Origin of the sequence: Clostridium sp. AF15-41 (genome assembly GCF_003604095.1) — a bacterium.
In the GTDB taxonomy this organism is placed as follows: Bacteria; Bacillota; Clostridia; order Lachnospirales; family Lachnospiraceae; genus Coprococcus.
In genome coordinates this window covers 92,221-114,179 of record NZ_QTMQ01000002.1, presented here as the reverse complement: position 1 = coordinate 114,179, position 21,959 = coordinate 92,221, and the positions used below count along the sequence as shown (strand labels likewise).

Annotated in this window: 19 protein-coding genes; all 19 read right to left on the bottom strand. The window is 43.0% G+C overall.

The genetic code is table 11. The features are described from left to right. Positions 1 to 26: 26 nt before the first annotated feature. Complete coding sequence (locus DWW43_RS01945; protein ID WP_117808815.1) at positions 27 to 569, bottom strand: DUF308 domain-containing protein; 543 nt, start codon at positions 567 to 569, stop codon at positions 27 to 29. Between the two features lie 5 nt (positions 570 to 574). Then, positions 575 to 2,392 (bottom strand): ATP-dependent zinc metalloprotease FtsH, encoded by a 1,818-nt coding sequence (gene ftsH, locus DWW43_RS01940; RefSeq protein WP_119962557.1) that lies wholly within the window; start codon positions 2,390 to 2,392, stop codon positions 575 to 577. Positions 2,393 to 2,662: 270 nt separating this feature from the next. Next, a complete protein-coding gene (locus tag DWW43_RS01935) occupies positions 2,663 to 3,547 on the bottom strand; it encodes a DUF3298 and DUF4163 domain-containing protein (RefSeq protein ID WP_165852996.1) in 885 nt (294 codons plus the stop codon). After that, positions 3,537 to 4,109, bottom strand: coding sequence for a sigma-70 family RNA polymerase sigma factor (locus tag DWW43_RS01930; protein WP_117823013.1), 573 nt, complete (start codon positions 4,107 to 4,109; stop codon positions 3,537 to 3,539). The genes DWW43_RS01935 and DWW43_RS01930 overlap by 11 nt, the downstream gene beginning before the upstream one ends. Positions 4,110 to 4,133: 24 nt before the next feature. Further along, positions 4,134 to 5,051, bottom strand: a complete 918-nt coding sequence (locus DWW43_RS01925) for a GDSL-type esterase/lipase family protein (RefSeq protein WP_119962555.1) — start codon at positions 5,049 to 5,051, stop codon at positions 4,134 to 4,136. Positions 5,052 to 5,317: 266 nt separating this feature from the next. Then, positions 5,318 to 6,718 (bottom strand): sodium:alanine symporter family protein, encoded by a 1,401-nt coding sequence (locus DWW43_RS01920; protein WP_119962554.1) that lies wholly within the window; start codon positions 6,716 to 6,718, stop codon positions 5,318 to 5,320. Between the two features lie 101 nt (positions 6,719 to 6,819). Beyond that, on the bottom strand, positions 6,820 to 8,475 hold the full coding sequence (locus DWW43_RS01915; RefSeq protein WP_347475228.1) for a Na+/H+ antiporter NhaC family protein: 1,656 nt from the start codon (positions 8,473 to 8,475) through the stop codon (positions 6,820 to 6,822). A gap of 220 nt (positions 8,476 to 8,695) precedes the next feature. Then, entirely contained in the window at positions 8,696 to 9,913 is a 1,218-nt protein-coding gene (locus DWW43_RS01910; RefSeq protein WP_119962553.1) for an iron-containing alcohol dehydrogenase, read from the bottom strand. A gap of 224 nt (positions 9,914 to 10,137) precedes the next feature. Beyond that, complete coding sequence (locus tag DWW43_RS01905) at positions 10,138 to 10,578, bottom strand: SseB family protein (RefSeq protein WP_119962552.1); 441 nt, start codon at positions 10,576 to 10,578, stop codon at positions 10,138 to 10,140. Positions 10,579 to 10,630: 52 nt separating this feature from the next. Then, positions 10,631 to 11,986, bottom strand: a complete 1,356-nt coding sequence (locus tag DWW43_RS01900) for a sodium-dependent transporter (RefSeq protein WP_119962551.1) — start codon at positions 11,984 to 11,986, stop codon at positions 10,631 to 10,633. Between the two features lie 47 nt (positions 11,987 to 12,033). Next, positions 12,034 to 13,563 (bottom strand): C69 family dipeptidase, encoded by a 1,530-nt coding sequence (locus DWW43_RS01895; protein WP_119962550.1) that lies wholly within the window; start codon positions 13,561 to 13,563, stop codon positions 12,034 to 12,036. Positions 13,564 to 13,636: 73 nt separating this feature from the next. Then, complete coding sequence (locus DWW43_RS01890) at positions 13,637 to 14,434, bottom strand: HAD family hydrolase (protein ID WP_119962549.1); 798 nt, start codon at positions 14,432 to 14,434, stop codon at positions 13,637 to 13,639. A 57-nt stretch (positions 14,435 to 14,491) separates the two neighbouring features. Next, the gene (locus DWW43_RS01885) at positions 14,492 to 15,976 is read right to left on the bottom strand and encodes an AAA family ATPase (protein WP_119962548.1); all 1,485 of its coding nucleotides are present in this window, start codon (positions 15,974 to 15,976) and stop codon (positions 14,492 to 14,494) included. A gap of 104 nt (positions 15,977 to 16,080) precedes the next feature. After that, positions 16,081 to 16,836: an exodeoxyribonuclease III gene (locus tag DWW43_RS01880; protein ID WP_044945919.1), complete on the bottom strand. Its 756-nt coding sequence runs from the start codon at positions 16,834 to 16,836 to the stop codon at positions 16,081 to 16,083. A 231-nt stretch (positions 16,837 to 17,067) separates the two neighbouring features. Continuing rightward, positions 17,068 to 18,588, bottom strand: a complete 1,521-nt coding sequence (locus DWW43_RS01875; RefSeq protein WP_119962547.1) for a glycoside hydrolase family 32 protein — start codon at positions 18,586 to 18,588, stop codon at positions 17,068 to 17,070. Positions 18,589 to 18,599: 11 nt separating this feature from the next. Then, positions 18,600 to 19,160, bottom strand: coding sequence for a GNAT family N-acetyltransferase (locus DWW43_RS01870; protein ID WP_119962546.1), 561 nt, complete (start codon positions 19,158 to 19,160; stop codon positions 18,600 to 18,602). Between the two features lie 153 nt (positions 19,161 to 19,313). After that, entirely contained in the window at positions 19,314 to 19,538 is a 225-nt protein-coding gene (locus tag DWW43_RS01865) for an aspartate dehydrogenase (RefSeq protein ID WP_117823027.1), read from the bottom strand. Between the two features lie 26 nt (positions 19,539 to 19,564). Further along, positions 19,565 to 20,155 carry a M48 family metallopeptidase gene (locus tag DWW43_RS01860; protein WP_119962545.1) on the bottom strand — a complete coding sequence of 197 codons (591 nt, stop codon included), beginning with the start codon at positions 20,153 to 20,155 and terminating at the stop codon, positions 19,565 to 19,567. A gap of 64 nt (positions 20,156 to 20,219) precedes the next feature. After that, complete coding sequence (locus DWW43_RS01855; RefSeq protein ID WP_008402300.1) at positions 20,220 to 21,776, bottom strand: ABC-F family ATP-binding cassette domain-containing protein; 1,557 nt, start codon at positions 21,774 to 21,776, stop codon at positions 20,220 to 20,222. Positions 21,777 to 21,959: the final 183 nt, after the last annotated feature.

Below are 21,959 nucleotides of genomic sequence, written 5' to 3'. Positions count from 1 at the left end.
TTTTTTATGATTCGGATTATTTACGCCTACCAGTCTGATCCCATTTTGCTGAGTGCTGATGCAATACTATCAATTCCAAGCACGATCAGATACAGTCCGATCAGATAACCGAATGCGACAACTGCCATAATCGGTTCTATCAGAAGCATAACTCCGATCACGATACCGATGATATTCAACAACAGGGATACAAGTCCGAAGCTGTTACCTGCAAAATACCGTACAGTGCTGATATGGGACAGTCTGGATATACTGTGCATAATGATCCAGAGTGCAAAGAGCCAGATCACTAACCGTTGTGCGGCTCCCGGACAGAGGATCAGCATCATACCAAGCAGGGTACTTAAGATGCCGGAGGTCAGGGATACTGTCGGTACAACTCCCATATGCCGCTCCATCTTTACATAAAATATAATATCTGCTATACCGCTGACTGCTGCCACGATTCCGTAACAGATGACAATACTGTTCAACATACTTTCAGGACGGATCATCGTAAAGATGCCAAGTATAGTGAGTATAATTCCAAGTATCAGCTCCATCCAGCCAAATCCTGTTCGTTTCCTCATAATTCTCACCTCTTATCCTGTAAAATGCTCATAAATTCGTCTCCTGTGATCGTCTCTCTCTCATATAAAAAGGCTGCCAGTTCATCCAGCTTTTCCCGGTTCTCCTCTAAGATCTTACGTGCTTTTTCATGCTGAACCTTCACCAGTTCTACAACCTTGCGGTCGATCTCCCGCTGGGTTTCCGGTGAACAGGTAAGGGATGTATCCCCACCAAGATACTGATTATTTCTCGTCTCCATCGCAACCATATCAAAGTCATCATTCATGCCATACTGGGTGATCATTGCCCGTGCGATCTTCGTTGCCTGCTCGATATCATTCGAGGCTCCGGTCGTAACCTCACCGAATACCACTTCCTCTGCTGCACGTCCACCGGTAAAGGTTGCAATCTTATTTTCCAGTTCTTCTTTTGTCAGCAGATATCTGTCTCCCTGCTCCACCTGCATGGTATAGCCGAGCGCACCTGAAGTTCTCGGAATGATCGTGATCTTCTGTACCGGTGCTGAGTGCGACTGCATGGCCGCTACGAGCGCATGTCCGATCTCATGATAGGCAACCACATGCTTTTCTTTATCTGATAAAACAGCATTCTTCTTCTGATATCCTGCGATAACTACTTCTACACTTTCTTCAAGATCTGCTTCTGTAACGATCGTTCTGCCTGCCCGTACTGTTCGAAGAGCTGCTTCATTTACGATATTGGCAAGCTCTGCACCGGAAGCTCCCGCTGCCATTCTTGCGATCGTATGGAAATCCACATCATCCGAAACCTTGATCTTTCTGGCATGTACCTGAAGGATTGCTTCCCTTCCTTTCAGATCCGGAAGTTCAACCGGGACTCTACGATCGAATCGACCCGGACGGGTAAGTGCAGGATCAAGCGATTCCGGTCGGTTTGTTGCCGCCAGAATGATAACGCCGTTGTTTCCTTCAAAACCATCCATCTCAGTCAGGAGCTGATTCAAGGTCTGTTCTCTTTCATCATTTCCTCCGATCTGTCCGTCACGCTTCTTACCGATCGCATCGATCTCATCGATAAATACGATACATGGTGCTTTTTCCTTTGCCTGCTTGAACAGATCTCTGACCTTGGAGGCACCCATACCTACAAACATTTCTACGAATTCCGAACCGGACATCGAGAAGAACGGTACATTGGACTCTCCCGCAACTGCTTTTGCAAGCATTGTTTTACCGGTTCCCGGAGGACCTACTAACAGGACACCCTTTGGCATCGAAGCACCGACATCCGTATATTTCGCAGGGTTGTGCAGATAATCAACGATCTCTGCCAGATTCTCTTTTGCTTCATCCTCTCCTGCGACATCCGAGAAACGGATACCATTTGTCGACTGCACATATACCTTGGCATTGCTCTTGCCCATTCCAAAGGACATCGCATTCTTACCGCCCGCCTGTTCGATCAGCTTCTTACTGAAATACTGGCCCAGTCCGATGAATATAATAATCGGAAGAAGAAATCTCAACAGGAAATTCCAGACCGGTGATACCGTCTCATCGACATTCTTTGAAAATACCGCTCCGGCATCGTATAACCGTTCCGTCAGTCCCGGATCATCCATAGCTCCGGTCTTATAGTATGTGTTCTTATCCTTGTCTGTGAAGATGATCTCGGAATCATCCACCTCTACTTCGCCAATATTTTTCTCATTGATCATCTTCATAAATGTTCCGTAATCTACTTCCTTGACCTGTATCTTCATCAGAAGCGGATAAATAAACATATTAAAAACCAGAAGAACGACCAGCACGATCCCATAATAGAAGATCAACGGCTTCTTGGGTGATTTTACTTCTTTCATATGTCTCCTCTCTTTCCGGCAGGTACCTGTAATTTCTACATATATGTACTGCCTTTTCCTGTATTATTTCTGAGTTTCGCAAATTATCGCAGCAATCGCCGCTGACCTGTGTTGACATAGCTTTTGGTATTGGTTATACAGGCAAAAGTCTGTTAGCACTCATATCGCAGGAGTGCTAAGTTTCTTTTAGAACAATATAGCCAGAAAAAAAGGAAATGTCAATCTCTTTTATAAAGATTTCACACTTCCTTTACAGCTTTTTATTTTATATTATTTTGATACATCAATTACAAATTCCGGCGTTCCCATTGCTCCTGCACCCAGCTCATATTTATTAAAAAATACCACAACCTGATCCTTGTCATTGATATAAAACTGTGTATCTTCATTGATCAGATCTTCCAGATCTAAATCTTCCCAGAGATAGAATTTCTTTTCGTCGTCCCAGGTATTGATCTGCTTCTGAACCTCATCGGCTATGATCTTCTTGTAATTGCTGCCAAACCATTCTTTTAATGTAATATCCTTTCCTGTATCCAGATCAATGTTATAATAGAACATCTGGTAATAACCGGTTGCCCGGGTCTCATTTTCACTGATCACAAAGGATACATAATGTTCATCCAGACATTTGACCTCATAGTCAATAACGATATCATATGGGATAAAGTTCTTCGGATCTCCCCCGGTTAATATATAAGCGTTATACTCTTCTTCCGCACGCTTCTTACTTGCCTCCACTTCCTGGTTGATCATCTTTGCTATCTCACGATTCACACGCTTTTCCAGTTCGGAATTTCCGGTATTATTCAACTGCGGAACTTTCACATTTACATATTTGGCTTCATCCTCATATTCATATTCCCGGAAGGTAAATACCTGACACACAGGACCGATAAACGGCGTATCGGCAGCTGCCTTTGCAAACGTCGGAGATACATTCAGCAGAACCACAAATATCAAAAACATTGCAGCTACGGCCTCTCCTGCATAACGCAGTATATGTTTCTTCCGTCTCGTATATATATTAACAGGCTTCTGATCCGACATCCCTGTGCTCTCTGTCGTCAGCCCTTCTTCTATCGCTTCCTGAACTATGGAATTCAATTGTTCCGGGATTTTTATATTTTCATATTCCTCTTTATTAAACTTCATCATAAACCTCCAAATCCAGCTTTAAGAGTTTCAAAGCCTTATACAACCTTGATTTTACTGTGTTGATATTATCTCCTGTAACCTCTGCGATCTTGTCAAATTGCATATCTTCAAAAAAACGCAAAAGAACGACTGTTTTCAATTTTGCCGGAAGCCGATCCATAGAATGATACAGATCGACATATTCCTCCTGCTTTCCCGTTCTGTCTGTACTGTCTTCAAGTGAATCATCCTCCTGCAGATAGACAACCTTTTTTTGCCTTCGCAAAGCCATCAGACATTCATTGATCAGTATACGATACGCCCATGTTTCAAAGTATTCCGGACTTTTTACCTGGCTCCGGTTCTGCAGTATCTTAACGACCGCATCATGAACCGCATCTAAAGCATCCTGTTCATTCTTCATATAGCCAAATGCCATCCGATAAAACTTCTCCTGATTATCCTCAATAAATCGTATCACCACAGTTGACCGGATTCCCGTATCTTGTGATTCCTGCTTTTTATAACCGGCACGTTCATTCTGATATTTTGTTTTTCTTAAAATACTACGCTCATTCACGTTCTGTTCCCTCTGTTAATATTTTTATTTATCCAGTGTATGTTCCTCCAGATATGTGAGCCATTTTTCACAATATTTCTTATTCAGATGAATTCCATCTGTGGCCGCATCATCCGGCAGAACTCCATCTGTTGATACCGCTTCCTGCACATTCACAAATGTAGCACCTTCATCCGCTGCAAGCTGCTCTAATCGTTTATTATATTCCGCGATCTTATCATTTCTGACATATCCGCCGGAATCCGATACCGCTTTACTTACCGGAAGTACCGACTGAATAAATATCTTTGCAGATGGATTTTGTGCCTTAATATCATCAATGATCTGCTTGTAATCTGAGATAAATATATCATTACTGATCCAGCCTGTCTCATTGATTCCAAACATTAAATATACACGATTATATCTTGTTCTGGCAAGTGCCTCCATCACTGACCGGTCTTCATCGTCCTGATGGATTACTTTTGCGGTATATGCGCTTGCAACAGTTAATCCCTTGTGTACATATGCGGTTGTCTGTATACCGGTTTGTAACACGAAGCCTTCCGTTCTGGAATCTCCGACAAATACCGCATCCGAAAAATCATTTGATTTGTCATCGCTCTTTAAATCCATGTTTTTTACTGATCCTGTTGTAGTATCATCTCCCCGGCCTGTCAGCAATGTCTCTTTCACATTACCGATTCCGGAACTCTCTGTCGTACTTGTCTCTGTCGTACTTACCTCTGTTGTCACAGGCTCCTGCGTTGATCCTTCTACAATCGGTCTGTCTTTCGCCATATGTATGAACCGAATACTGATGCAGAACGCAAACAGAAGCATTGCTGCTGCCGTTCCACGCATAAATATCTGCTGTCTTCTTCTCCTTCTCTTTCTCTTTTGCTGCATTAAGAACATCTTTCTTCTTTTTTGTAATCTGACTCTATTCCTATTCTGACGCATTATCCGTTCCTCCTTATCTATCTCAAAAGTATTTCTTACTTTGTTTTCTATTATTTAGATGTTTAAGGATGAGAAAAAGTTGATACAAATTTATATTTTTTGAAAAAATTTTGATTTGACGAAATTTTAATCTGAAGTTCCTTGCTTTATGCAATAAGACTTTCCATATAGAAAAAAACATCCGATCGGTTAACGACATATTCATATCTGTTATCCGATTAGATGTTTTTTGTTTATCTATTATTTTTACTTATCTGTTATTTTTATTATGCTTCTTCCCTTGCTTCCAGATCAAAATGCTCCCTGACCAGCTTCACAACTACACCGGAAAGCAAGAATACTGCGATCAGGTTTGGTATCGCCATCAGACCATTGAAAGTCTCTGCAATACTCCAGAGCAATCCAAGATCTAAGGTTGCACCAACGATAGCAACCAGTGAATAAACAAACATAAACGGCTTATTTACCTTTGTTCCGAACAAGAACTCGATACACCTCGCACCATATAATCCCCAACCAATAATAGTTGAAAATGCGAAACAGCACATTGCCACAGCTGTAAAAAGTGATACCCAGTTGCCATATGTAGCAGTAAACCCACTGATCGTAAGCTCAGCGCCCGCTGCCTGTCCATATGTGATCGGCACTTCGCTGCAAAGTATAACCAATGCAGTCAGGGTACAGATAACTATAGTATCTACGAATACTTCAAAGATTCCAAAGAATCCCTGTTTTACCGGCTTTCTTGTATCTGCACATGCATGTGCGATTGAACCTGTACCAAGCCCGGCCTCATTTGAAAAGATACCTCTTGATACACCCTTCTTCATGCTCATGAAAAAGCTTCCAACAACACCACCGGTTACTGACGCCGGTGAAAATGCGCCTTCCACAATCTCTTTAAATACTGCCGGCACATGATTGATATTTAAAATTACGACTCCAAGCGCAAGCACCACATAGAACAGCGCCATAAATGGTACCAGCTTCTCTGTTACCTGTCCGATTCTCTTAATCCCGCCAAGCAGGATCAATGCAAGCAGGACTGCGAGCACAATACCGATGACCAGATTTATAGTTGACGCGGAATCCTTTGAAATAATTCCATAATTAAATAATGCAGAATCGATCGCTGTCGTGATCGTGTTTACCTGTGTGGCATTTCCTGTACCGAATACTGTGATCACACCAAATGCCGCAAACAGATATGCAAGCCAGTGCCAGTGCTTCTTCAGACCATTCTTGATATAATACATCGGTCCGCCGACAAATTCGCCCTTATCATTCTTCTCCCGGAAATGAACGGCGAGTGTTACTTCTGAAAACTTTGTACACATACCAAGAAGTGCGGATATCCACATCCAGAAGACGGCGCCCGGTCCACCGATAGCGATCGCTCCGGCAACACCCGCTATATTTCCTGTACCGACCGTAGCCGCAAGCGCGGTACACACCGCCTGAAACGGTGTCATGGCTCCATCGGCAGCCTGTTTCTTTCGAAACATTCGCCCGATCGTAACTTTCATCGCATATGGAAATTTCCGGATCTGCAGAAACCGGGTTCGGAAGCTTAACACCAGACCGACACCAATAATACAGATCATGGCAGGGACACCCCATATAAAGTTATTGACTACATTGTTGATTGATTCAATTGTTTCTAACATATTTTACTACTAATTTCCTTTACTATAATCTGGCAGGTTTTTCGAATTCAGGTCGTACGCTCTTAAATATGTCCATACGTTTCGGTGAAAATATTCGAAACCTAAACCTCTTCACGTCCGGTTTTTGCACGAATAAGCATTAGAATTACAAATAACAGCACGATACAAACCGGAAGCGCAAGCCATGAAAGTGCGGCAAGCTTCGCAGCCTGAAGAATTCCGATCAACAGATATCCAACCATACATACTGCAGCTACAACAATTGCATATGGAAGCTGTGTAGATACATGGTTTACATGCTCACAATGTCCTCCGGCAGATGCCATGATCGTTGTATCTGAGATTGGGGAGCAGTGGTCACCACATACCGCACCTGCAAGACAGGATGCGATAGAGATTACCATCATCTGTCCGGATGGGAATACGCCGATCACGATCGGGATCAGAATACTGAAGGTTCCCCATGACGTTCCGGTGGCAAATGCAAGTAAGGCTGCAACAATGAATATGATCATCGGCAGGAAGCCCTGCATGGAACTGGCAGAACTGGATACCAGATCAGCTACATATACCTTTGCGCCGAGGAGATTCGTCATACCGGAAAGTGTCCACGCCATTGTAAGGATCAGGATCGGTGCGATCATTGATTTGAAACCTTCCGGTATACATTCCGTAAATTCCCGGAAGGATAAGGTATCACGCAGCATGAAATAAATAAACGTAAATACCAGTGTAACAGCACCACCAAGCACCAGACCAACCGATGCGGATGAATTTGCGAATGCATCTACAAATGATGTTCCGCTGAAGAAACCACCTGTATATACCATTGCAATGATACAGCTTATGATCAGCACAACAACCGGCAGGATCAGATCCAGCACATGTGCATTTTCTTTTAAAATTTCTTCTTCATTATCTTCATATGGTCTTCCCGGAGTTGTGAACAGATCCCCTGCGATCGCATTCATTTCATGTCTCTTCATCGGACCGAAATCAACACGAAGAATGGTTACTCCAAGTACCATGACTAACGTAAGAAGCGCATACAGATTATATGGAATTGTCTGGATAAATACTGCAAATCCGTTAATTCCAGCATCTTCCGGTACGGATGATGTAACAGCTGCAGCCCATGAACTGATCGGTGCTATGATACACACCGGTGCTGCTGTAGCATCAATAATATAAGATAATTTGGCTCTAGATACTTTATGGCGATCTGTTACGGGACGAAGGACACTTCCTACAGTCAGACAATTAAAATAATCGTCTACAAAGATCAGGATTCCAAGAACCATAACGGATAATTGTGCACCAATCCTTGTCTTAATGTGTTTTGATGCCCATTTTCCAAATGCCGCAGAGCCTCCTGCTTTATTTAACAGGGATACCAGAATACCAAGCATAACAAGAAATACCAGAATACCCGCATTTCCTGAATCTGAAAGCTTCGCGATCATACCGCCATTTTCATTAAACAGCATGGTATTGATGCCTAACTCCAGATTAAAATTCGAATATAATAATCCACCTGTGATAATACCTGCAAGCAATGAGGTATAAACCTCCTTTGTGATCAGTGCCAGACCAATCGCAATAACCGGTGGAAGCAGAGATAATATCGTTGCATAGGTCTTACATTGATAATTCTCCGGATCTGCGATCTCCCCCGGTGTTTTACCGGTTACCACCATGAGTACGATTATGATCGCAATGAATATAAGCATCGCAATCTGTTTTCTTTTGATCTTCAATTTCTCTCCTCCAAAATTTTCTTTTGTTTTTTATGCCCTATGCTAAGCATTCTACTACATTCGTTTCCATAAAGGCACACTACTTTTCCAGTATAAAGTGCTGTCCCTGAGAAATCAAGTTTTACCTGACATTTTAAAAGGGTATTTTCGGAATTTGTTCCAAAAATACCCTGGTTTCTTATTTTATATCAGTATTGTACCTCTTATAAATCAATTACTTTTAGAAATCAACCTCTGAATCATAATAACAGCACTTTAAGAGTTTCTCCATCTCTTCCTGACTCGGCTGTCTTGGATTTGATCCTGTACATGCATCCAATATTGCATTTGCTGCGATCTCAGGCAACCGCTCTAAGAATACATTCTCAGGTACAAAGCCCTGCTCTGCCGGATAGCTGTCAGCACCATAATGTTTGATACAGTGTGGGATATTCAGATCATCGTTCATCTTACGCAGATAGTTGATCAGAAGTGTTACCTTCTCATCTAATGTATCACCGCCAAGTCCCATAAAGTCTGCGATCACTCCATATCTTTCTTTTGCAGTTTCATCCTTTGCATTAAATGCGATGACCTTCGGCAGATACATTGCATTTGCCGCACCGTGAATGATGTGTGCGCCATAATCCGCAAATGCTGCACCTGTTTTATGTGCCATAGAATGAACAATACCCAGAAGCGCATTTGAGAATGCCATACCTGCAAGGCACTGAGCGTTGTGCATCGCATCACGTTTTTCCATATCTCCGTTATAAGAACCAACCAGATCATTCTGGATCATCTTAATAGCATGTAATGCAAGCGGATCTGTGAAATCACAGTTTGCGGTTGATACATATGCCTCGATCGCATGTGTCATTGCATCCATACCGGTATGAGCAACTAACTTCTGCGGCATCGTCTCTGCCAGCTCAGGATCAACGATCGCTACATCCGGTGTGATCTCAAAATCAGCGATCGGGTATTTGATGCCCTTCTGATAATCCGTGATAATTGAAAAGGCCGTTACTTCAGTTGCAGTTCCTGAAGTAGATGAAATTGCACAGAAATGAGCTTTTTTACGAAGGGACGGAATACCAAATACCTTACACATATCTTCAAATGTAATGTCCGGATATTCATATTTGATCCACATTGCCTTTGCCGCATCAATCGGAGAACCTCCGCCGATTGCTATGATCCAGTCCGGTTCAAACTCCAGCATGGCAGCAGCACCCTTCATAACTGTTTCAACAGACGGATCCGGTTCAATGCCTTCAAATAACTGAACTTCCATTCCTGCCTCTTTCAGATTCTTTTCTACTTTATCCAGAAATCCAAAGCGTTTCATCGAGCCACCGCCAACACAGATCATCGCCCTTTTTCCTTTAAAAGTTTTTAATGCATCTAATGCATCCTTTCCATGATAAATATCTCTAGGTAACGTAAATCTTGCCATCTTTCCATCCTCCTATTACTCTATCTTATTGGTACGCCTAAGAAGCCGCAAACGACTCTTGCCTATAAAAAACAAAAAGTAGTGTACTACTACACTACTTTCTGATTATATCACAATTCTTTTCATTTCTCATTATATTTTTGTGAAATTTAAACAACTGTTTTTGTGAAAAATTAAATTTTCTAAACTTTTTATACAAAAAATGGCATTTTTCTAATGTTTGGCTACTTTCCTGCAAGAATCAGCTGAAGCAGACCCTTATCCAACATTAATGCACGGTTCCAGGGATTCAGAATAATGCCCTCTATATCGTCCGTCATTAAAACTGCTTCAAAGAGATGGCTGATATCTGCCATAAAGGTTGACATTACGGTTTCACCGCCCTTTATCTCCTCATCAAAGCTGGTAAATGCCATCCACCAGTACCGCTCATCCTCGGTCTGGATCGCCTGGATCTGCAAACTGCTCTCCGCACCCGCCGGTGGTATAACAGCAACAATGAACTGTCCATTTGCTCTCGCACGCCGTCTTATCACTGTAAGTGTATGTGCAAGCATTTCTTCTGTCGGTTCCTGCTGTAAAACAAGGATTGCTTCTTCAATTGTCTCATTTCCCTGTAAGCCTTCATCTACAGGTATCTGATCTTCATATTTTTTCGTATCCATATACCGTCTGATCTCCCAAATATCTTCTCATATTTTATCTTGAAAATCTTCTTTATAACAGTCCCTGAATCAGAATGATCAGGATCAGAACAGGAAGTACAAACTGGAAATATGGTTTTAATTTTACGGACATTTTCAATCCGGAACCGGTATTTACTTCCTCAATATAATTATCAAAGCCCCAACCCCATTTCGTAACACAGAACAACAGATAGATCAGCGAACCGAGTGGGAGCAGAAGATTACTTACCAGGAAGTCCTCACTGTCTAATACATCTCTGCCACCGATCAGGTGCAGATCACTCCACACGTTGTATCCCAGAACACAAGGAAGACTTGCGATCAGAATAATAACGCAATTGATGATGGCTGTCTTATTCCTGCTCCATCCGAACATATCCATCGCAAATGACATGATATTTTCAAATACGGCGATAACCGTAGAAAAGCTTGCAAATGTCATAAACAGAAAGAACAGAGAACCCCAGATCCTGCCGCCTGCCATATTGACAAATACATTTGGCAGCGTTACAAATATCAGCTTTGGTCCTGCAGTGACCTCTACTCCATAGCTGAAGCAGGCCGGAAAGATAATAAGACCGGACATAACTGCTACAAATGTATCAAGCGCACAGATCCTGACACCTTCGCCTGCCAGCGCATGATCCTTGCTCATATAACTTCCGAAGATCTCCATCGCAGCTACACCAAGACTCAGAGTGAAGAAGGCCTGATTCATAGCCGCGGAGATCACATTTCCGATACCAACTTTCTCAACCGTTGACAGATTTGGGATCAGGTAGAACCGTAAACCTTCACCGGCTCCTGATAAAGTAATGCTGTGAACTGCCAGTACCACGATCAGCACCAACAGTGCTGTCATCATAATCTTACTGATCCGTTCCAGACCATTCTGAAGTCCACGGCTGCATACGATAAATCCGACAATAACCGTCAGAATCATCCAGAAGCCCATCTGCTTTGGATCGGCAAGCAGATTCGAGAATACAGATCCGGTTGAATCCGCATCCATACCAGCCTTGAATTCGCCTGTTACGAATTTATAAAAATACGATACCATCCAACCGGATACGGTTGTATAGTACATCATCAGTACATAACAGCCAAGGATCGCAAACCATCCATGAATGTGCCATTTGCTCTTTGGTTTTTCAAGCTCCTTATAAGCCAGAACTGCACTCTTTCTGCTTCCTCGTCCGACAGCAAGCTCCATCGTCAGAACCGGAAGTCCCATCACCACAAGGAACAACAGATAGAACAATACAAAGATTCCTCCACCATTTTCCCCTACTACATATGGGAATCTCCATACATTTCCGATTCCGATCGCGCATCCTGCACTTACTAATAAAAATCCTAAACGGGATTTAAATGATTCTCGTTTCATATTTTCTACTTTTTCTCCTGTATTTCTTGCTTCTCTATGCCGCTGCTTTAAGCATCCGATCTCGCATAAGAATTCTTCATCTGATTACTCAGTTCATATAAGACTTTGGAAAGCGTATTACCGGTCTCTTTCCGGAGAATATCTGCCATTTCCTGATTGGCCTGCTTCCGAAGCGCGCTTCGTTTACCGGCATCTGCTTCTTTTTCTATCTGCTCATCATATCGGTTGATCACTGCATGCCCTTTCGCAAGCATAGTTTCCTGATACCGTTCAATATGGAACAGAGACTTGCTGTAAGAGGCATCTGCCATCGCTGCGATCATACGGCTGTTCCAGTAGAAATTATCGGTAGATACGTCAGCGGTCGTGTTCGCCAGATATTCCGGTGTCGTGTCCACATTTGCATAAAATGGCACCATGACATTAAACGCATTTGAAGCAAATGCCACCCACTCGATCACACGACTGTCCTCTGCTCCATATGGTCGCATCTGGATCGCAGACATGAAATCAGTCCGGTTAATACCGATGGAACGATATGCACCTGCCATCTTCTTATCTCCATATGGGAGATATGGATCATATGGTGTTCCCTGATAATGCGCGGACAACACATATTTGACATCCTCCATCGTCACCTTATGCTCCGGAATCAGACTCCATGGAATGTCGTCCGATACCGGTGTGTAATCTGCATTTTCACCATCCCAGCGGTAGGTCTTCGGATTCAGATACCGCTCCATAAACCATGCTCTTGGCGTATTGTAGACATGATCCGAATCATCATGACTCCCAAATATCTCTCTTGGATTAATGAATCTGCCAAATGGCAGATCCGCATCTTCGGCCTTACGTTCTGTGCTTCTTCTAATAGTCAGATCCAGATGATTCTTCTCGATAAATTCCGGCAGATCTTTTGAGCACATATGTGCGTTCTGATCCGTTAGTGCATCCTTCATATCAAATACATCCATGCCGAACTGATTCGGCATCACAACATAGACATCATCCGGCACTTTTTTCGCGATCCAGTGATGTCCTCCGATCGTTTCCATCCACCAGATCTCATCCTGATCCTGGAATGCGATTCCATTCATCTCGTAGGTTCCGTACGTTTCAAGCAGACTGCCAAGACGTTCTACACCTGCTCTCGCACTTCTTATATATGGAAGTACGAGACAGACGATATCTTCTTCTCCGATTCCGCCCGGCATTTCTTCGTTTCCGTTCTCTGCCGGCTGATACTCGACCAGAGGATCTGCGCCGAGCACTCTCGGATTCGATGTAATGGTTTCGGTCGCTGTCATTGCAACATGGGCTGCATTTACACCGCTTGCTGCCCAGATGCCTTCCCCATCGATTGCATTGGGCATCGATGTATAGCGCATCGCTTCTTCCGGAAGCGGAATTTCCAGATGTGCCAGAACCGAACGGTAGATCTTCGGCTGTTCTTCCGGTTCTACGACTACAAATTTCTTCGGCATATAATGACCGGATCCTGAATCATCGTTTCTGGCAATGATCGTTGATCCATCATAGGATGCCTTCTTTCCAACTAATATCGTTGTACATGCCATCAGGCTTCACTCCTTTTTTCTGATACAATTCTTTTTCCTGTTCTGTATGTTTTCTTTTCATAGCTGCTGCCTGTTATCGTAACAGCTTCTCTTTTAATACCTTGATCACACCCTGATTGCGCATCGTATCTGCTACATGGGCTGCTGCCTGCTTTACCTCATCTCTGGCACTTCCGATCGCATAGCTTTCCTTTGCACAGGCAAGCATACCAAGGTCATTGATATTATCACCAAATACCATAACTTCATCCGGTTTGATCTCATATTTATCAAGCAGAAACTGTAATGCACTTCCCTTGTTGATCGATGGTTCCGAACAGTCTACCCAGTAAACTCCGGCAGGTGCCAGTAGAATGGTATCCTTCCATTTGTCATAAAACCAGTCTTTTACGATCCGCTCTGCATCCTCCGGGTGAAATATCGAGATCTTCACGATATCATCATTAATATCGGTAAGATCCGGCACTGCCTTGATCTCATAGCGATATGCTTCCCGCATCCAGTTATACAGTCGTCCATCCTCGCTTCCAACATAGGCATAATCCCTTCCACAGAGCAACAGCTCTACATCCGGCAGCTTCTCTGCATCCTCCACGATCGCACGGATCAGGTCTTTCTCCATCGGACGTTTGAGCCATGTTTCGCCCTTGCTTCCTCTGACAAATCCGCCATTATCCGGGATATATAAGATCTGATCTGCAACCGGTGCAAATAACTTTTTCAAGCTCGCATACTGCCTGCCGCTTGCTGCTACAAAAGTTATATTCTTTTCTTTTAATGCCTTTATTACATCATAGATCTCAGGATTGATCTCAAATGTTCCGTCAGGAACAAGAGTTCCATCCACGTCACTTGCTACTAATTTTATCATTTTTACTTACGCTCCATTTTCATTTAACTAAAAACAGCCGTCCGGCAACATTCTCTCCTATAGGAATAAATGTCTTACGCCTTCCGCATCAAATGTCACCTGTGGTACATGATCTACCTCGATCCGGTAAAGTGCATTTGCTGCCAGATGCTCGGCTGCCTGCTCCAGATCACGGATACCGGAGGTATTCTTGAATTCTTCAATGACCGCATCCAGACCATCCTCTGTGATGATACATTCATTCTCTTTCAGACCGATCCGCTTCAATACCTTTGGCAATGCAAATTTACTGAAAATGATCTTTTTTTCTTCAAAGGTATAATCCGGTATGTCGATAACCGCAAAACGTGACATCAATGGCGCACTGATATCTTCTTTATTATTTGCCGTTGCGATCGGATATACGCCAACGGTCGGGATCATACACTCCATATAGTTATCTGTAAATCCAAGATTATCAAGCAAAGTCAGAAGTACATCCGCAGGATTTCCATTTCCCTTTCCTGATGCAGCCTTATCAAGCTCATTGATAATAAATACCAGATTGGATTCTCCTGCGATCGAGAATGCTTCCATGATGATACCCGGCTTTGCATTTGCATAGATTCTGGAGCTTCCTGTAAGCTGCTCCGGATCATTGATCGAACTCATATCAAGGGTTGTCCATGGCAGTTTCAGAATACGGGCAACCGCATACGCGATCTGTGATTTTCCGGTACCGGCAGGTCCGACCAACAGAAGTCCATAAGCAGGAAGGGTATGAGTTCGGTTGATCTGGATAACCGTCTCCATGATCCTCTGCTTTACACGTTCCATTCCATATAATTCTTCATCCAGGATCCGTCTTGCTTCAACCGGATCGATCGCTTCAAAATAATTGCTCTTCCACTGAATATTCATCATGATCGAGAGTGCTCTCTGTGCATGACGACGCTCCTCCGGTGACACCTCATTTGATCTGGCAACAGCAAGATTTCTTCTCGCCCAGAGACGGATATTATCCGGCATCGTTCTGCCCGCACATGTCATAAAATCAGAAATGCTCTGAAGACTGGTCAGCTTCATATCGTCGCCTTCCTCGTCTGCATCGTCATCCTCCTCGACTTCCTCTGATGCTGTACTTGCAAGCAGTCGTTCGATCATAAACTGTAAAAATCCATCTGCCGCAGATAACTTGGTTCCGCCACCAAATGCTGTCTCTCGGATTCTGTATACTGCATATCCGTCTTCCAGATTTTTACCGGACAGACGTACACTGATATGATTTTCTCCCAGCCATTTGATCAGACTGACAAATCTGGAATCAATCTTTAAAATATCTGCTGAAAATGTCTCCCCATTTTCCTTGAATTCAAAAGTAGTACGCTTTGCCGGATTTGTAAAAACGCCCAGCGCATGATGGATCCACTGTCTCTCACTGTTATCTAACACCAGAATCGGTTCCTCCGGTGTCTTTTCCTTTGCATTTGACTGAAATGCCGTATAGGTACAAACCGTATCCTCATTCTTTACCGGTTTATCACTGAAATCAAAAACTGGCATATATAATTTCTCCTTTTATCATTTTTTCTATTCTTCTACACCCGCAAGTGCTGTAATCTTTGCTTTCGCCTGTTAGTATGCATTTATTCTTATAAATGGTACCATTACAGGTCAATATCAAGTTCTACCGGACAATGATCGGAACCCAACACCTCTGTATGGATCTTTGCATCCACAAGTCTGGATTCCAGAACCTTTGAGGTCAAAAAATAGTCGATCCGCCATCCGGCATTCTTCTCTCTTGCCTTAAAACGGTAAGACCACCAGGAATAAATGCCTTCTGCGTCCGGATTAAAAAAACGAAACGTATCAACAAATCCACTGTCAAGCAGGGTACTGAATTTTTCTCTTTCCTCATCTGTAAATCCGGCGTTCTTACGATTGGTCTTTGGATTTTTCAGATCGATCTCTGTATGTGCCACATTCATATCCCCACATACTACCACCGGCTTTGTCTGTTCCAACTGCTTCAGATACTCTCTGAAATCATCCTCCCACTTCATACGATAGTCCAGTCTGGCAAGCTCATTCTGTGAATTTGGCGTATATACAGTGACCATATAAAAATTATCATATTCGAGTGTGATGACTCGTCCCTCATGGTCGTGTTCTTCTATACCGATTCCATATGCCACTGACAACGGCTCTTTCTTTGCGAAAATAGCAGTTCCGGAATATCCCTTTTTCTCTGCATAATTCCAATATTGATAATAACCCGGAAGCTCCAGTTGAAGCTGTCCTTCCTGCATTTTTGATTCCTGAATACAAAAAATATCTGCATCTGCCTCTTTAAAGAAATCCATAAAATTCTTTCCAACACATGCGCGAATTCCGTTCACATTCCACGATATCATCTTCATTGTAGTGCTTCCTCCTGTCTGATCTATATACATAAAAAGACCATCCGCTACCTCCTGAAAGCTCCGCTCTGCCTACGCAATAGAAAAAAGAGTCATGGGTAATACGGCAAATGCCGCACTTATTTCTAAACGAATGGTCATGTTTATTATACTACATCTGGTTTATCCGTCAAATAAATTCATTGCATTGTCGGTATTTCAGATTACTATATCTATAACCGGTATCAGAATTTATCTGTTCATCGGAATCTCAATATCGAACTTTTCTATATCGATTATCGCATTTCCATCACAGAAAAACGAAATGCCATCTGCTGTCTGCGGCGTATAAATTGTTGTACTCATTGACAACGCTCCGTCATTCACAAACAGTTCTACCGAATTGCGGTCAAGAATAAACCGTAATGTTATCCGTTCTGCTTCCGATTCTACCTCTGCCCGCCTGATGCAGACTACATCCCGGTTCATTCCTGCAAATGTCCGGTCAACTTCGATCTCCCGTTTTCTTCTGTTATATGTAATTCTGGTATAATGCTCTGCATCTTTTGCTACATCAATATAAAACTCCTGAAATTCACCGGATTTTATTGTTACTGTCATATCCAGCGTTCTTCCCTTTATCCCATCAAAGTTCTGCCCGCCTTCTACCTTTTCATTCGAATAGGAAACCGGCCGAACCCGATATTGCTCCAGTTCTTTCACAGGTTTCTGGATGATCCTGCCATCTGACAGATATAATTCTCTTGGGATTGTCATCATGCCCTGCCACCCCTGTCCATCCGGGATAAATGAATTATGCCATGACTGCATCCATGCGATCAAGATTCTCCTTCCATCCGGAAGTTCTGTCGTCTGTGATGCATAAAAATCCAGACCTTTATCAAGTGTATGTGGCTGCCCCATTTGAAACTGCTTTTTTGCATGATCATATGTTCCAACAACATAGATCGCATTATTACCATTATGCAGTTCATTTCCCTGCGCCTGTACATCAGGTGGTGAAAACAACAGCACATCTTTTCCGTCCAACCTGAAATAATCCGGACATTCCCATACGCTTCCTAACCGTTCCATGTGCTCTGCAAATACACCTTCATATTTCCAACAACCTGCTGCTTTCTCAAAGGCTTCTGTCTCCTGTTCGGTAAGCTCTGTTTTTTCCAGATATTGATGTATTTCAGAATTTGAAAATAACGCGATCATTCCTTTATTCTGAGCATCCCGGCTGCAGGTCAGCATATAGTAAATACCATCTTCTTCCCATACCTTCGGATCTCTGAAATCAATATGGCTGAATCCCTCCGGCATCACCGCCCCTGTGAGAACAGGATTGTTCTTCAGCTTCTTATAACCTACACCATCTCCAACTGCCATACACTGATTCTGAAGATTGCAGCCACCATTCTTATCTTTACTGACTCCTGTATAAAACAACACATGTCCAAGATTTGTCATAACTGCCGAACCGGAAAAGCATCCTTCCTCATCGTATTCCTTATCCGGTGCAAGTGCCGTCGGATACTGCTTCCAACTTATCATATCTTCACTTACCTGATGCCCCCAATGCATCGGTCCCCATACATTGCTATATGGATGATATTGATAAAACAAATGGATTTGTCCCTTATATACTGAAAATCCATTGGGATCATTCATCCAGCCGATCGGTGGTGTCACATGAAATAACGGTCTTTTATCAGCATCAACTTCATATTCTTTTTCATATTTTCTGGCTGCTTCTAATGTATACATATTCTTTCTCCTTATCCAAGCTCCAACGTTGTCTTTGCAATCGCCTCCGGGATACCCTTTCCCAGTTTACACGTCATCTCATGCCACTGTTCGCCGCCCCACGAAGAAACCGACATGCCGTTATCCTCGTATCCCATCTTCTGGTACATGGCAACCCTGGATTCCAGACAGGTAAGGATCAGTCGCTTTCGTCCATTCTGTCTTTCCCTGTTCTTATAACATTCCATCATCTCGGAAGCCAGCCCAATCCTGCGATATTCCGGCAAAACATCAACACCAAGGATCATTACATTTTTTCCGGCAGGATCATACAGATCTGCATTCTGAAAAAATTCATCACGCAAAACCGTTTCATTTGTAGACAGACCATTAATAAATCCGGCAATCTTACCTGTTGCTTTATCTACCGCAACCAGAAACATTTCCGGCACTTTCTCCACACGCAAATGCATCATCTCCGGAGTACAGGCCTCATTCGGAGGAAAACAGATCCGTTCGATCTCTGCTGTTTGCTCTGCTTCATTCTTTTTAATATTTCGAAACTCAAATCTTACTAAATTTTCCTGTGTCACTGTTAAACTCCTTCTTACTATTTGTTATGAACTCTGTATTATAGATAATATAGGAACTAATTTTTCAGGAGGAACTATTATGGGTATTAAAGGCATCGATATAAACAAAAACGGGGTTACACTCGGCGATCATATTGAAAACATGAAAGAAAATCAATATATCTTTGGAATCTCCGCATCCTGCGGGATTCCATATTTTTTCCGGAAGACTTTCAGATCTTCTTTTCCACGGATCAACATGATATCTTCAAATATCCCGTTATGAATATCCTGAAAACCAGCGACCTGTTCACCGGTGCAGATACTGCATTTGATGACCGGTCGTTTACTCTGACTATCATATGATGCCTGCTCTTTCTTTTTTCGAAATAATCCCATATTAAACTTCCTTTACATTTCAATTTTTAATTCGCCAGTTGATATTCTTTTAACTGCTTCCGTCTCGCTCTATAGTCCGGGCAATACCGCGCTACCTCTGACCAGAATTCTTTGGAATGATTCATATGTCGTCTGTGCGCCAGTTCATGCACTACCACATAGTCAAGTAATTCATCCGGCAGATAATATAACTGATAATTAAAATTCACATTTCCGGCACTGCTGCAGCTTCCCCATCTGGTCTTCTGGTTGCGGATCGTGATGCGCCCAACTGTCACCTGCATAACCGCACAATAATACTTTACCCGATCTGCTATCTTATCCTTGATCTTCTGAATCTCTGCATCTGATAACGCATCCATAGATGGAACCTTAATTTTCGTTCGTGCATCCGCACGCTTTTTTACCTGATCCACCTTCTTTAAGATCCAATCCTGTTGTTTCTCTATAAATGCTTTTAATTCCCGGTCAGATAATCTCGCCGGAATCCTTGCAAGTACCGTTCCATCCGGTCGCACCTCCAGGCCGAGACTTTTTCTCCCGGATCTTATAACCTGTACCCGGATATTTTCATTTGTCACTTTGTCATTCAGTATTATCTCTGTCAGCATATTCATGCCGTCTATATTCCCATCCGATTATAGACAGTCTACACCTCATGATTATAAATTTATTTCTTTATTACAGTGTCAACACACTGTACTCTTCCAGATTCCACACCTTTGTCACGATATCTGAATAGAACTCCGGCTCATGGCAGACTAACAAAACCGAACCGTGATAGTCTTTCAATGCCCGCTTCAATTCGTCCTTTGCATCCACATCCAGATGGTTTGTCGGCTCATCGAGGATCAACAGATTCGTCTCCTGATTGATCAGTTTACACAGGCGTACCTTTGCCTGCTCACCACCGCTTAATACCTTAACCTTACTCTCGATATGCTTGGTTGTCAGTCCGCATTTGGCAAGTGCCGATCGCACCTCATACTGTGAAAATCCCGGAAATTCCTGCCAGATTTCCTCCAGACAGGTATTCTCTGTCCCAGCCATTTCCTGTTCAAAATAACCTTTATACAGATAATCACCCAGATGCACCGTACCGGATATCGGCTTGATGATTCCAAGCAAACTCTTAAGCAGCGTACTCTTTCCTATACCATTTGTACCAACGATCGCGATCTTTTCTCCACGCTCCATCCGAAGATTGATCGGTTTGGAAAGCGGCGCCTGTTTGTCATATCCGATCACCAGATCCTCAGTTTCAAATAACATCTTGCCCGGTGTTCTCGCTTCCTTAAAATAAAATTCCGGCTTTGGGCGTTCCCTGGCAAGTTCTATCACATCCATCTTGTCCAGCTTCTTCTGTCTGGACATCGCCATATTTCTTGTGGCAACACGCGCTTTATTTCTGGCAACGAAATCCTTCAATTCACTGATCTCCTGCTGCTGTTTCCGGTAAGCAGCCTCCTGCTGTGCCTTTCTCGCCTCGTATACTTCTAAGAATTTGTCATAGTTGCCGACATAGCGGTTCAACTCCTGATTCTCCATATGATAGATGATATTTACGACATCATTTAAAAATGGAATATCATGGCTGATCAGGATGAATGCGTTCTCATACTCCTGCAGATACCGTTTCAGCCATTCGATATGTTCTGCATCCAGATAGTTTGTCGGCTCATCAAGCAACAGAATCTCCGGCTTCTCAAGTAACAGCTTTGCAAGCAAAACCTTGGTACGCTGACCACCGCTCAGATCTGTTACGTCATGATCCAGTCCAAGTTCCAGAAGCCCCAGCGCTCTCGCTACCTGTTCCGTCTTGGCATCGATCATATAGAAATCATGATTTGTCAGAAGATCCTGCAGCGTGCCGACTTCCTCCATCATTTCCATGATCTCATCATCCGTTGCATCCGCCATGCTATCATAAATCTGGTTGATCTTCTCCTCCATCTCAAACAGATAGGAAAATGCTGACTTCAGCACAGATTCGATCGTCATTCCCTTTTCCAGCACCGCATGCTGATCCAGATAGCCAACACGCACATGCTTGTTCCATTCCACCTTACCTTCATCCGGCGCAAGTGTTCCTGTCACAATATTCATAAAGGTACTTTTACCTTCACCATTTGCTCCAACCAGTCCGATATGTTCACCGGCAAGCAGCCGGAAAGATACATTATTGAAAATGGCTCTGTCTCCAAAACCATGTGTCAAATTTTCTACATTTAAAATCATTCGTCTTACCCTTTTCCGTTTATTTCGTGATAAGGTTACTATACCTTATGGATAGGATTCAGACAAGATAACTTTTTCCCATTCCTTCGATTTTCTTTTTCCCCCGCCTGTGCTAGAATGTGATTGCAGATGGTATTCGTGTGTGCACTTATCTACTTCTATATTTGTGTATCCTTAACATTC